Annotated in this window: 10 protein-coding genes; 2 read left to right on the top strand and 8 right to left on the bottom strand. The window is 62.2% G+C overall.

Going from position 1 to position 12,970, the window contains the following annotated elements:
• Positions 1–8: 8 nt before the first annotated feature.
• Positions 9–3,047 carry a CheR family methyltransferase gene (locus tag LRS06_RS08880; protein ID WP_257871166.1) on the bottom strand — a complete coding sequence of 1,013 codons (3,039 nt, stop codon included), beginning with the start codon at positions 3,045–3,047 and terminating at the stop codon, positions 9–11.
• A gap of 205 nt (positions 3,048–3,252) precedes the next feature.
• Between LRS06_RS08880 and LRS06_RS08875 the strand changes: the two genes are divergently transcribed.
• Positions 3,253–4,257: a chemotaxis protein CheB gene (locus LRS06_RS08875; RefSeq protein WP_257871165.1), complete on the top strand. Its 1,005-nt coding sequence runs from the start codon at positions 3,253–3,255 to the stop codon at positions 4,255–4,257.
• A 16-nt stretch (positions 4,258–4,273) separates the two neighbouring features.
• On the opposite strand, the gene LRS06_RS08870 is transcribed toward LRS06_RS08875, so the two are convergent.
• From LRS06_RS08870 to LRS06_RS08850, 5 genes are all read right to left on the bottom strand, one after another.
• Positions 4,274–4,921 (bottom strand): response regulator transcription factor, encoded by a 648-nt coding sequence (locus LRS06_RS08870; protein ID WP_257871164.1) that lies wholly within the window; start codon positions 4,919–4,921, stop codon positions 4,274–4,276.
• A gap of 184 nt (positions 4,922–5,105) precedes the next feature.
• Positions 5,106–6,101, bottom strand: coding sequence for a hypothetical protein (locus LRS06_RS08865; protein ID WP_257871163.1), 996 nt, complete (start codon positions 6,099–6,101; stop codon positions 5,106–5,108).
• 287 nt (positions 6,102–6,388) lie between these two features.
• The gene (locus LRS06_RS08860; RefSeq protein ID WP_257871162.1) at positions 6,389–6,802 is read right to left on the bottom strand and encodes an energy transducer TonB; all 414 of its coding nucleotides are present in this window, start codon (positions 6,800–6,802) and stop codon (positions 6,389–6,391) included.
• Positions 6,753–7,838: a hypothetical protein gene (locus tag LRS06_RS08855; RefSeq protein WP_257871161.1), complete on the bottom strand. Its 1,086-nt coding sequence runs from the start codon at positions 7,836–7,838 to the stop codon at positions 6,753–6,755. Before LRS06_RS08855 ends, LRS06_RS08860 begins: the two co-directional genes overlap by 50 nt.
• On the bottom strand, positions 7,795–8,208 hold the full coding sequence (locus LRS06_RS08850; protein ID WP_257871160.1) for a BlaI/MecI/CopY family transcriptional regulator: 414 nt from the start codon (positions 8,206–8,208) through the stop codon (positions 7,795–7,797). The genes LRS06_RS08855 and LRS06_RS08850 overlap by 44 nt, the downstream gene beginning before the upstream one ends.
• 341 nt (positions 8,209–8,549) lie before the next feature.
• Here LRS06_RS08850 and LRS06_RS08845 point away from each other — a divergent pair, with 341 nt between their 5' ends.
• The gene (locus LRS06_RS08845) at positions 8,550–9,767 is read left to right on the top strand and encodes a S9 family peptidase (RefSeq protein ID WP_257871159.1); all 1,218 of its coding nucleotides are present in this window, start codon (positions 8,550–8,552) and stop codon (positions 9,765–9,767) included.
• An 89-nt stretch (positions 9,768–9,856) separates the two neighbouring features.
• Here LRS06_RS08845 and LRS06_RS08840 read toward each other — a convergent pair whose 3' ends face one another.
• Together LRS06_RS08840 and LRS06_RS08835 are read right to left on the bottom strand one after the other, a co-directional pair.
• The gene (locus LRS06_RS08840; RefSeq protein WP_257871158.1) at positions 9,857–10,243 is read right to left on the bottom strand and encodes a hypothetical protein; all 387 of its coding nucleotides are present in this window, start codon (positions 10,241–10,243) and stop codon (positions 9,857–9,859) included.
• A 91-nt stretch (positions 10,244–10,334) separates the two neighbouring features.
• On the bottom strand, positions 10,335–12,767 hold the full coding sequence (locus LRS06_RS08835) for a penicillin acylase family protein (protein WP_257871157.1): 2,433 nt from the start codon (positions 12,765–12,767) through the stop codon (positions 10,335–10,337).
• Positions 12,768–12,970: the final 203 nt, after the last annotated feature.

Genomic DNA, 12,970 nt, shown 5'->3' with positions numbered 1-12,970 from the left:
GCCGGCCCTTATCCGGCAAGCGGCTCCAGGTTTTCGATGCCCAGCAGCACCCGGCCCGTCGTCTGGCCCTGGTGCAGCAGCCGCCGCCCGTAGAGCGAGAGGCGGCACCTGGGCTGCCCCGGCAGGGCCACGTCCAGCTTCAGGTTGCTGAACTCGTAGGCGTCGGTGCCGGCATCGAGCAGGTGCTGCAGGCGCTCCAGCAGCGGGGGCTGGTTGAAGCCGCCCCCAGCCAGCTCCGCCAGTGGTTGCCCGGCCAGCTCATCGGCCTCAATGCCCACCAGGTGCGCAAACGAACGGTTGCTGAAGTACACGCGCAGGCTGCCGTCCAGGGCTACTACGGGCTCCAATACGGTTTCCTGCATGCTAGCCGCAAAGCGGGCATTGTCCTGGAGCTGGCTTTCCAGGTTTTTCAGGTCCGTCACGTCCGTGAAGGTGATGACGGCCCCGCTGATGTAGTTGTCGAGGGTGCGGTAGGGCAGAATGCGCATGGTGTACCACTCGCCGGCCACCGTCTGAATGTTGGTTTCGATGGTGATGAGCCGGTTTAGCACCTGCTGCACGTCCTGGGCTAGCTGCTCGTAGCGCAGGTTGGAGGCAAAATGGCTGAGCGGGCGCCCCACGTCGGTGGGCAGCAGGTTGACGATGCGCGCTACCGGCGGGGTAAACCGCTTGATGGTGCCGTCGTTGTCGAGGAAGATAATGGCAATTTCGGTGGAGTCCAGCAGGTTTTTCATGTCGTTGGCCGCCTGCGAGAGTTCCTCGGTTTTGGCCTGGTACTGCATGTTCAGGGTCATCAGCTCCTCGTTCAGGCTCTGCATCTCCTCCTTGTTGGTCATGGCCTCCTCGTTGGTGCTTTGCAGCTCCTCGTTGGCGCTCTGCAGCTCTTCGTTGGTGCTTTTGAGCTCTTCCAGGGAGCTTTCCATTTCCTCAATGGTGGTCTGGAGGCGGTGCTTGGTGTACTGCAACTCCTTTTCCATGGCACTTACCACGGCGTCGCGGCTTAGCTCGGAGCCGCTGGTGCTGCCCTTGGCCAGGCGCACCCGGCGCGGGGTAGGCTGGTCTTCAAACACCACCAGCAGCAGCCCCATCAGCTCCTCGGGCTCTTCCAGGTACTTCACCGTGAGGCGCAGCAGCTGCTGGCCGGCTTCGGTTTTCACCCGCACGTCGTCCACTTTCACGTCCTGGCGCGTTTGCAGGGCGCGGTGCACGGCCCCGCTGATTTCGTAGCTGAGCTCCTCGCGGGCCATGTCGAAGATGTTCATGCTGCCCAGGCCGGGCGCGGGCTCCAGGTACTTGCCGGTGCGCCCGTTCACGTACAGGATTTCGCCCTTGGAGTTGATAACTACGGCCGGGGGCGAGTAGGCGCCCAGCAGGACTTTTTGCACCAGGGAAGCAAAGGGGCCACCTTCGCGGCGGGTAGAAACAGCAGTGGCCATACTAGCGGAAGGGTGAGGAGCAGCGGTAGATTGACGGGAAAGGGCAAAGGGAAAGTTGAGCAGCCGGGGCAGAGAAGTGGCCGTTTCGGTGCGGCGCGAAATCTTCCACTTCACATCCAGAGGCTGAAACAGCTCCTGAAAGCTGGTTATATTCTCGCTCGGCCCCAGAAACAGCAGGCCGCCGGGGTTGAGGGCGTAGTGAAAAACCGGCAGCAGGTTTTTCTGCAGGTCGGAGCTCAGGTAAATCAGCAGGTTGCGGCAGCACAGCAGGTCCAGCTTGGTAAAGGGCGCGTCCTTGTTGATGTTGTGCAGGGCAAACACCACCGAGTCGCGCACTTCCTTGCGAATCTGGTAGTGGCCGTCGGTTTTGATGAAGAAGCGCTGCAGGCGCTCCGGGCTTACATCGGCCGTAATGTTCTCGGGGTAGAGGCCGGCCCGCGCAAACTCCACGCCCTCAACCGAAATATCGGTGGCAAACAGCTGAATCTTGAGGTAGCGCCCCGGGGCTACTTCCTCAATGCATTCCTGCAGCAGGATGGTGAGCGAGTAGGCTTCCTCGCCGGTAGAGCAGCCCGGGGCCCACACCCGCACGGTGCTGCTGGGCTCTTTCTGGGCCAGCAGGGGCCGCAGGTGCTGGCGCAGAATCTCGAAGGCCTCCGCGTCGCGAAAAAACTTGGTGACGCCAATCAGCAGCTCCCTAAACAGCTGCTCCACTTCGTGGGGGTTTTCCTGCAGGTAGCGCACGTAGTGCGTAAACTCCTTGATCTGGTGGGAGTTCATGCGCCGCTCAATGCGCCGGAATACCGTGTTGCGCTTGTAGTGGCTGAAGTCGTGGCCGGTTTGGGTACGGATGAGCACAAAGATTTTCTGCAGGGCGTGCGCCGGCTTGGAGTCCGATTCCTCGGCCTTTTCGCGCGCGGACCGGGTCAGCAGCGGGCGCTCCACGTACTCCAGCAGCTTGGCCGGCATCAGCTGCGGGGCCAGCACAAAGTCCACAAACTCGGTGGCCAGGGCCGCCCGGGGCAGCGCGTCGAAGGCGGCGGTAGCGGGGTCCTGCACCATCACCATCCCAAAGTTTTCCATCACCAGCTTCAAACCCACGCTGCCGTCGGAGCCCAGCCCCGAGAACAGGATGCACACGGCCCGCTCCCGGGCATCTTTGGCCAGGCTCTGCAGAAAGAAGTCGATGGGCATGCGGCGGCTGGGCGCCTGGGTGGGCTTCAGCAGATACAGGCTGCCGTGCAGGATGCTCAGGTCGCGGTCGGGCGGAATAACGTAGACGTGGTTGGGCCGTACTTTCTGACCATCGGCGGCCGCTTGCACGGGCAGGGGCGTGAAGCGCTGCAGCACCTCCGGCAGCTCACTTTCGCGGGAGGGCAGCAGGTGCGTCACCACCACATAGGCCATGCCGGAGCGGGGCGTGAGGTGCCGGAAAAACAGCTCCAGCGCTTCAATGCAACCGGCCGACCCTCCCAGCAGCACCACCGGAAATTTATCGGACTCGGCCGGGTAAGAGCGGGCCGGCCTGGCTGGCGCCGTTGGGGCCGTGGCAGTAGGGGAAGGCAGCGAAACACCGGGGTTTTCCGGCGCCGCAGGAGTATCTGGCAACATGGGGCAGGCAACGAAAGCAAAAGAGGGTGAAGCGCCGCCGAGTGTCGTAGCTGTCGAGCTGTGCCGGTTCACCACTCAAATCTACCCAAATACCGCGAGTGTTGCTTTGTAGACCTCTTTTTTGCCGGTACGACCACCGGGGCCGATATGCCCGTACACTACCATTGAGCCTCGGCTCTATTCTGGACCTCTACCCGCTACCCGCGTGCCTGCACCTTCTGTTCTCATCGTCATTGGTACCTCGGCAGGCGGAATGCCCGCGCTCATTCGGCTGGTAGCCCAGCTGCCGCCCACGCTGCCGGCCACCGTGCTGGTGGTGCAGCACCTGGCGCCCGATAGCACCGGTACGCCCCTCGTCAAGCGCCTCAGCCAGCACACGGGGCTGCGCTGCCAGCTGGCTGTGAACCAGACGCATATTGAAGCCGGTGCGCTGTACCTGGCCCCGCCCGACCGGCACCTGCTGGTGAAGGATGGCCACCTGCTGGTAACCAAAGGCCCCCGCGAAAACAATTATCGTCCCGCCGCCGATGCCCTGTTTCGCTCGGCTGCCGTAGCCTACGGGCCCAACGTGCTGGGCGTGGTGCTCACGGGCATGCTCCACGATGGTACCGCTGGCTTGGAGTTCATCAAGCGCTGCGGCGGCACCACCCTGGTGCAGGACCCGGCCGAGGCCGAATTCCCTAGTATGCCGGAAAGCGCCCTGCGCGCCGGCGTGGTCGACTACGTACTGCCGCTGACTGAGTTGAGTGCGGTGCTGCAGGACTTGGCCGGCAAGCCCCGCCCCGCTGCGGGGCCGGGCGCTATTCCTCCTGATTTGCTACTGGAAGCCTCTATTGCCGAACGCGTTGTGGGAACTACTGAAGAAGTAAACCAGCTGGGCCACCTGGCGCCCCTCACCTGCCCCGACTGCGGCGGCAACCTGTGGGAACTCAATGAGGGCTCCGTGCTACGCTACCGCTGCCATACAGGCCATGCCTTTACGGGGGAATCTTTGATGGAAAGCTCCCGGCACTCCTTGGAGGAAACCCTGTGGGTGGCTTTGCGCATGATGGAGGAGCGCAAAAACCTGCTCAGCAGCATGGCCAGCCGCGGCGAGGGGCTCTGGAGCGTGCAGCAGGAAGAGCGGCTTGAGGAAATCAAGGTGCACATCAACCGCCTGCGCGAGTTCCTGCTCAACGGGCAGGATAGCGGCCCGGCTCCCGCCTCCTGATGTACAGGACCGGCGACTAAAGCAGCCCCTGCAGCGCGGCGTACCGGATCAGCGAGGCCGTATTCTTCACCTGGGCCTTTTCGATGATGTTCTGGCGGTGCGTTTCGATGGTGCGGCGGCTGGTGAAAAGCTTGTCGGCAATTTCGTTCGTAGTCAGGCCCTCGGCCAGCAGCTTGAGCACTTCTATTTCCCGGCGCGAAAACCCGCCGGGCTTGGCCGCGGGGCTGGCCTCGGGCTCCGACACAAAGGCCAGGACCTTGTGCAACATAATAAACCCCAGCTCTGAGCACAGGAACTGCCGCCCTGCCGCCACCGAGCGGATGGCAAACGTAATTTCATCCTTGCCCGCATTCTTGAGCACGTAGCCCGTGGCGCCGGCTGCCATCATGTTGTGCACGTACTCGGGGTGGTCCAGCATAGAAAGCGCCAGCACCCGCGTTTCGGGGTACTGCTCGCGCACCAGCCGGGTAGCCGTAAGGCCATCCATTTCGGGCATGTTGATGTCCATGAGCACTACGTCGGTGGGCGTGGTAGCTAGCAGGTCCAGCAGCTCCCGGCCGTTGTTGGCCTCGCCCACTACCTCTACTCCGGGCTCCTTCACCAGCAGCGCGCGGATGCCTTCCCGGATAATGGCGTGGTCGTCGGTAAGCAAAACGCGAATCATAGCGAAGGCAGGAAAGAAAGGCGAAACGGTAGGACAATAACGGAGTTTCGGCCGCGAAGATGCAGTCTTTTCTTTAATGGTTCCCGGGCGCTTGGCTTAAGCTCCTCTATACGGCTACGGCCCCGCTAGTCCGAGAACTAGCGGGGCCGTTAACGTCCTGCCGGAAAATAGCAGGTATATTAATCTACTGATACTGAATGTACAGCGGCTTGGGGTTGAGCTCCGCCAGCACTTCCTTGGCCGTCATGATGTGGTGGGGCGCGGGGCGGGCATCATACTCGTAGAACAGCTTGAAGCCGGTGTACTGCACGGGCTGCTTTTCCACGTAGGCTTTGTAGGAGTCCTTCTTGAGCGTGGGGTTGCCCCAGCCGTCCATGTGCATCACTACCTGCACGCGCGGGTCCAGCTTGATGTTTTTGTAGTTGGTAACCATGCCCTGGGTGAAGCGGTGCACCGTCAGGATTTTTGGCGGGAGCTTGTTTTCGCTTACAATGCGGGCCAGGAAGTTGATGGCGTAGTTTACGTCCTTGGCGTCGTAGGTGCCGATTTTCTTGCCGGGGCGCACGCCTTTGGTTTCCATGGCAAACTCCGGGTCGATGCCCATGTGCACGATGGGGTCCTTGAGGTAGGGCTCCAGCTTATGTAGCTCATGCTCCAGGTTGCTCAGGCCCACCTGCACGTCCAGAAACACGATGCAGTTGTTGTCTTTGGCCCACTGAATGGTTTCGTCGATGGTGGCCTTGGAGTTCATCAGGCGGTACTTGCCGTCTTTGCCCGCGGCGGCCTGGGCCGTGATAGTTACGCTGTGCAAGGCCGGCTGCACCGGAATGCTCGGGTCAGCGTCCTGCCACTCCTTCTGCACTTTGCGGAACTTGGCCAGCATCTGCTCCTTGGGCTCGCGGCCCAGGATGCCCATGCCCTTCGCCCGAATGTTGCCGTAGAAAGCGACAATGCGCTTGCCCGGCAAGATGGCCCCGGGCAGCTGCCCACTGGCCTTCACAATAGAGTCGGCCTTAAGCGAGTCGCGGCGCATAGCCTGCTTTTTCAGGGCTATGGTATCCACTACCACGGGTTTTTGCGTGGTGCTATCGGCGTTTGCGGTGGCGGTTTCGCCTTCCTGGCGGGTGCCGCAGCCAGGTAGCGTAGTCAGAGAGAGGGCCAGGCCCAGAGAGGCAAGCACGGGCGCGGTAAGGCGCGAAGCAGTCCGGAAATAAGACACTGAGAAGAAACGGGTTGAAGGCGAATGGAGTCCCGAAGGTAGAAGCTTTTTCGGGGAAAAGTGCCACCCGCAGCTGCCGGAAGCTGGCTTACCTCAGACTTTAATCAGATTTTAACCGGATTCCGTTTCTACGCAAAACGGCCGCTCGGGCAGAGCAGGCGGCCGCTTTTATAGTCTCTCCCTGGCATGCTTTGACAGGTAAAAACGACTTGAGCACTCAACTCTCTGGAGCCAGCCCGTTGGTCGTTTCAGCAGCCCCGGAATCTTGAGTACAGCGCCCACCCGAGTTTCAACGGCTCAGAGTCTGCCAACGAAAACGTGATGGGAACGGTGTACATCACATCCACGGCCTTGCCGTCCTGCCGCCCCGGCTTCCATTTGCCCGGCAGACTGCGCACCGCGTTCAATGCTGCCTCATTCAGCGCCCAGGCGCCGGGCGTGGTGATGCGGGTGGTTTGCGGCTGGCCATTGCTGCCTGGGTATTGCACCGAGTGCTCAATGCCTTTGGTGACTTCAGCCGCCTGCACCGTGCCGTTGGCACCCACAATGAACCGCACGAACACCTTGCCTTCCAGCTTTTCAGCTACTGCCGAGGCCGGATATTTAACCAGCTTACCAATGTCGGCCAGCAGTTGCGCCTGACCGCCCTCGTATTCGGGCATCTGTTCGACGAAGAAGTAGGCGGGTGGTGGGGGGAGGTGGCGGAGCTAGTGCTTCGGGCGCGGCCATAGTAGGAGGGGGTGGCGGCGGAGGCATATCTTGTAGTTCCTGTTCGCAACCAAGGGCTAGCAGCAGCAGGGCGCTCAGCGGCAAAAGCAGCCACTGTTTCCAGCGGCGGCGGGGAGTGGTGGAAGCAAGCATACGAATGCGGGTAAGCGTGAGAGAATGAGTGAAAGAATGACTAAGGGGCAAGCTGGGGTGCAGCTGGCGCAAAGCCAGCCGGGCCAGCAGCGTGGCGTATGACTCGGAGCTGGCGGCCACCAGCGGGGCCGTGGTTTGCAAGGCGGCGGCATCGGCCAGAAACTCGTGCGTCAACTCCAGGGCGCGCGGGTAGCAGTGCGCCAGCGGACTGGGCCACAGCAGTGCACGGGCTGCTTCCAGCGCCAGCCGCTCGTAGGTATGGCCCTGGCGCACGTGGGCTGCCTCGTGGGCCAGCACGGCCTGGCTTTCAGCCGCGGAGAGGCCCGCCGTTTCATCCCAGAACACCCAGTGCCCAAATGAGCTGACCGGCCGCCGGCCGCCCGTATACACCAGCGTGTAGCCGGCGGCCGGCTCGCGGGGCCAGTGGTGGGTGGTGTGCCACAGCCGCCACAGCTGCCACCCCAGCCGGCCCAGCAGCAGCCCGGCCCCGGCGGCATACAGCCCGAGCAGCCACTGGCCTGCGGATAACAGGGCGGAAGCGGGCGTGGCCCCGGCCTGCACCGTCACGGCAGGAAGCCAGCTGCTGGTCAGCCAACGGCCGGAGCTTGCCTCGGCTGGCAGCCAGCTGCGCAGCAGTGGCCCGGCAAAGCCCAGCAGCACCGGCAGCAGCAGCGCCAGCCAGGGCGTGAGCAGCAGAAAGCGGCGGTTGAAGTGGAAAAACCGCTCCGGCCGCAGCACCGTGCGGTAAAACAGCCAGCCGGCCGTGAGCAGCACGGTGGTTTGCAGCAGCCAGCTAAGCGGGTCGGGCAGGCTCGTCGGGAGTAGGGTCGGGCTCATCGGTAGGGGCGTTTTGGGCGTGGCGGAGCAGTTCGTCGAGTTGGGCAGCGTCCAGATTTTCCTCCCTGGCAAAAAAGGATACCAACCGGGTGAAGGAGCCGTTGAAGTAGCCGCCTAGCAGCTTGCCCAGCGAAAAGCGGCGGTAGGCATCCTGCGCTACCAGCGCGTGGTAGCGGTGGGTGCGCCCGAAAGCCTCGTGGCCCACGTAGCCCTTCTGCTCCAGAATGCGGATGATGGTAGACACCGTGGTGTAGGCCGGGGTGGGCGCGGGCAGCTCCGGCAGCACGTCTTTCACAAAGGCCGGGCCCAGGCGCCACAGCACCTGCATCACCTGTTCCTCGGCGCGGGTTAGTTCGGGAAGGTTTTCCATAGAGTTCTGAATCAGTACCCTAATGTATAACTGTGTTTTTAGTTTAACAACTAATTTCATAGTTATTTTTGGGAAAGAGTCAGAAATTCATGGCGCCATTGTGCCTGGCGCATACGCAACGGCTTAGCCAATCATTTTCCTGCCACGTCATAGTGCCTGATATTCAGTCTAAGACCGTGTTTGGGAACTGTCAGGCTGCGACAAGCTCAGCATGACGGAAAAGCGTTTTTGTAAAATCCCAAACTCGCTCTAAATGATTGAAGGGTAAGAGTATGGCAGCGGGGAGCGTTTTTGGTGCCAGCACTGTTGTAGCTACATCCTTCACCTGAATCAGCGAGTACGTGCCTAGATCTTCCTCTCCTTTTCGTTTGCTGCGCCTGACGTGGGCGCTGTGGGCGGCCTTGCTTGTGCTGCCCGGCGCGGGCTGCAAGTCCGAGTCAGTCGCGCCAACAGCCACGCCGGAAGCTCCGGCTGCGCCCGGCTACCTGCTCACCAGTACCCTCATCGGTGAGTACACCAATAGCGCAGTGGCGGCCCGGGTGGCCGAAATTCCCTTCGTGGGCGCGCTGGCCAAGTATCCTATTAAAGTGTACCGGCTCACGTACCGCACCCTGGGCACCGATGGAAAGGAAGTAACGGCCTCGGGGGCGCTGCTGGTGCCTACTGTGGCCCAGGCGCTGCCGCTGCTTAGCTACCAGCACGGCACCATCTCGCCCGCCGACGAAAGCCGTGCGCCTTCCTACTACAGCTCCCGCAGCGAAATCTGGTCGGCGGTATCGGTGCTGGCTTCCAACGGCTACATTGTTTCGGCCCCCGACTACATTGGCTACGGCGCCTCCAAGGCGCTGGCGCACCCCTACGAGCACGCCGCCTCGCTGGCTTCCGCCTCGGCCGACATGCTGCGGGCCGCGCGCGAGTTCTGCGCCAAAGAGAAAGTTGCCCTCAACCAGAAAAACTTCCTGCTGGGCTACTCCGAAGGCGGGTTTGCCACGATGGCGCTGCACAAGCTGCTGGAAGAGAAATACGCCAGCGAGTTCACCGTAACGGCCAGCGCACCGGGCGCCGGTGCCTACCACAAAACGGCGTTTGCCCGCTACATTCTGCAGTCGAAGCAGCCGCTGGATTTTTTGAGCAGCTACGTGTGGGTGCTGGCTACTTATAACAAGGTATATGGCCTGAACCGCCCACTGACGGCCTATTTCAAAGAGCCCTACGCCACGCGCCTGCAGGCCAATCCATCGAGCGACGTGCCTCAGCTCCCCGAGCAGCTGTTCACTGCCCAGCTGCGCTCCGGCGTACTCAACGGCACGTACCAGCCCCTGCTGAGTGCCTTCCAGGCCAACGACATCTACGACTGGAAGCCCAAGGCCCCGCTGGCCCTCTTCCACGGCACCGCCGATGACTACGTACCTTACTTCAACTCCGAAGATGCCTACAAAGCCATGCAGGCCCGTGGTGCTAGCCAGGTAGAGCTGCGTCCCATTCAGGGTGGGAACCATTTCACCTCGGCCGCAACCTACACACTGGGAGCCTACGCCTTCATTTCGCAGTATTATTAAGGTATCACAGCCTTTAAGCGCTTAAATCAACAGCGGTCCGCCTCTTGTAAAGGTGGGCCGCTGTTGATTTAAGTTTTCTGAGACGGACTCTACCTTGCTGTCATTGATGCATCAGTGGTGGCGGGCTGAGGCGGGCGCGGCCGGAAAGCCTGCCGCAGCCACACGCCGGCCAGCGCGGCCAGGCCGCCCAGCAACCCGGCCAACACGGCGGCTACCAGCGCCAGCAGCCAGCCATTGCCGCCCAGCGGCAGCAAAGTGGCTATCCGCTGGCTAAGAATACTGCCGGTGTGTACCTGCCACCACGCGGCTGGGAGCAGCCAGCTCAGCCCCACACCCGAGAAGCCCGCCAGAAAAGCCCGCCCGCCCCTTTGGCCGCGCCAGAAGCTGAGCACAAACGCTACCGGGCCAACAACCCACCACGGCAATAGCAATTGCGCCACCAGGGCCCCCAGAAAAATCAGCAGAAACAGCATCATAGTTAGTTGTCAATTATCAGTTGGCCGCGGTCTTTTGCTAGTCGCTAGGTGTTGGTCGTCTCAGGACTGGCAACTCACAACTCGCAACTGTCTATTGTAGCGTCCAGGCGGCTTGCAGGCGGCGGTGCGTTTGATCGGGGGAGGTGAGGTACACCAGCTCGTCGAGCTGACCTACGCGCCAGGTGTCAATCATGTCGTCGTAGAAGCGGGAGCCGGGGTTGCCGGACTCGCCGCCGGGAAACACGCCGTAGGCCCGGGGCTGCGGCCCCAGCGCCACCACCATGCGCCACGAAGGGCCGTTGCGCTGGGAGGTAGCATTCACGATGCCCGCCCCGCCCCCGCAGTCGATATCCATACGGCCGAAGCCGGGCAGCTGGGCCAGGTGCAGAATGTCGGTGCTTTTCTGGTTGGCCCAGCGCCACTCCGGCCCCAGCGGCCCAAACTTGCGCGTGAGTGAGTCGGTGGCCCATTGCAACGACTTCTGTGCCAGCCCGGCCAGGGTTTCACGAGTGGGGGTGCGTTGGTCGTCAATCCAGCGGGCGTTGGGTTCGTTCAACAAGAGCGTGGTCGTCCGGTCGCGGGAGGGGTAGCGCATAGGCCGCTCGGGCGTCGAGCCGAACTCATCGTCCCAGATGCGCTTTACCAGGTTTGGGTACCACAGCTCAAATAGGCTAGGGCTAATGGCATTGGCGGCGTAGCGGTAGTTCCAGCGGCTGAGCTCTTCGTAGGCCCGGCGTTGCTCGGCGGGCAGCTGCTGGGGCTGCACCAGCTGCAACAGACGCGGCAGCACGGTGCGGGCATTCACGCCCAGGTCGTCGTTTTGCAGCAGGCGCAGGGAGTCGGGCGTCACCTGCGTCATGCGGGCTAGCCGCTCGTTGATGCGGTGGCCCCGGTCCCAGGGCGCAAAGTCCCACCCGATGTAATAGGGATACTCCGGCCCCGCCGAAAACTGGTTGGCCGACGACACGAAGCCGCGCTCCGGGTTTTTCACGTGGGGGTTATGAACCTGCGGAATCCAGCCGTGCCAGTCGTAGGCCGGGTCCGTACCATCGAGGACGAATTTGCCCTGGTTGCGCCATTTCAGCGGAAAGCGGCCGTTGGGCCAGATGGCAATATCCTGCTGGGCACTGGCGAAAATGAAGTTCTGGGCCGGCGAGGCGTATGTGCTCAACGCGGTGGTGTAGTCCTGGTAGTTCCGAGCCCGGTTGAGGCGATAGAACGTCAGCACTTCGTTGGCACCTTCGTGGGCTGTCCAGCGCAGAGCGTGGCGGATGGGCGTTTCGGCCAGAAAAGGCTTTTCGTCCTCATCATACACTACAGGGCCGTGGTGGGTGTAGAGTACCGTATCTACCCGATCGGGGCGGCCGCGCACGTGGAAGGTTTCCAGCTGCCGTCGCACCGGCTTCCAGCGCCCGTCGTGCCAGTACTCGCGCTTCGAGGCATCCCGAAACTTCAACTGGTACCAATCCAGCACGTCGGCTCCTACGTTGGTGACGCCCCAGGCTACCTGCTGGTTGAAGCCGATGATGATGGTGGGCGCGCCCGGAATGGTGACGCCGTACACGTTCACACCCGGCGCTACCAACTGCATCTGGTACCAGATGCTGGGCAGGTTGAGCTGCAGGTGCGGGTCGTTGGCGAGCATTGGGAATCCGGTAGTCGACTTCGCCCCGCTCACCGCAAAGTTGTTGGAGCCCAGCTCCGCGTCGGGCTCGTTTTGGGGCACTTTGCTGGATAGTGCAGCCTGAAACGCAGTGGGTACCTCGGGCACGGCCACCGGCGTAAAGTCGCGGGGGGCACCTACTGGCACAATGGGGTCTTCGCGCTGCGGATAATCGGGAAACAGGTCCTTCACCACCGCCGGCCCGTACTTAGCTAGGATGTTCGACATGCGCAGATCGTCGGAGCGGCCACTGAGGTCAAAAGCCATGAACTTGAGCAGCAGCGCCGATTTCAGCGGGGCCCAGGGCTCGGGCTTATAGTCCAGCAGCTTGTACTCGAAGGGCAGGGTGCGGGGCGTGAGCGACTGGATATAGGCATTCACCCCGTCAGAGTACGACTGCATCACCAGGCCAATAGTGGGGTCGGCCATCATCACTTTCAACGACTGCTCGGCGCCGTGCTTCAAACCCATGCGCCGGAAAAACCGGTCGGTTTCCAGGCGGCTGTCGCCCACAATCTCCGACAGCCGGCCGGCTGCTACGTGGGTCTGGAACTCCATCTGCCAGAGCCGGTCGCGGGCCGTGAGGTAACCCTGGGCGTAGTACAGGTCGTGGTCGTTTTGGGCGAATACGTGGGGCACGTGCCGGTCGTCGAAGCGCACCTGCACCGGCTGCTGCAGGCCGGGCAACGTCAGCGTTTGGGCAGCCGGGAAGTCGTCATTGGCCTCGCCGTTGCGCCAGAATCCCTGGTAGGGGCTTAAGAACTTGCCCATTGGGGGCACAGTGCCCTGTTGGGTATTGAGCACCCAGGTCAGGGCGCCCGTCAGAGCCAATAGCAGCAGCGCCCGGATGTAGAGTAGCATAGGCAGTAAGTGGGAAAAGCCCGCCCTGAACATCCGACAAAAAAACGCCCCGCGCAAACACTGCTCGCCCCTGCCAGTCCTGGTGAGGAGTTCGATGCGCTAAAACCTGCCCGTATTCTGGGCGTTGCCTGAAGCCGCGGGCAGAAAAAAGCCCGCCGAACGACCAAGGCGTCCGGCGGGCTTTCAAGTAACGAAGCGCAGGC

This window comes from Hymenobacter sp. J193, from assembly GCF_024700075.1.
Lineage (GTDB): Bacteria > Bacteroidota > Bacteroidia > Cytophagales > Hymenobacteraceae > Hymenobacter.
Note: the sequence above shows the minus strand (reverse complement) of the source record. Positions and strands in the feature narration are given on the sequence as shown.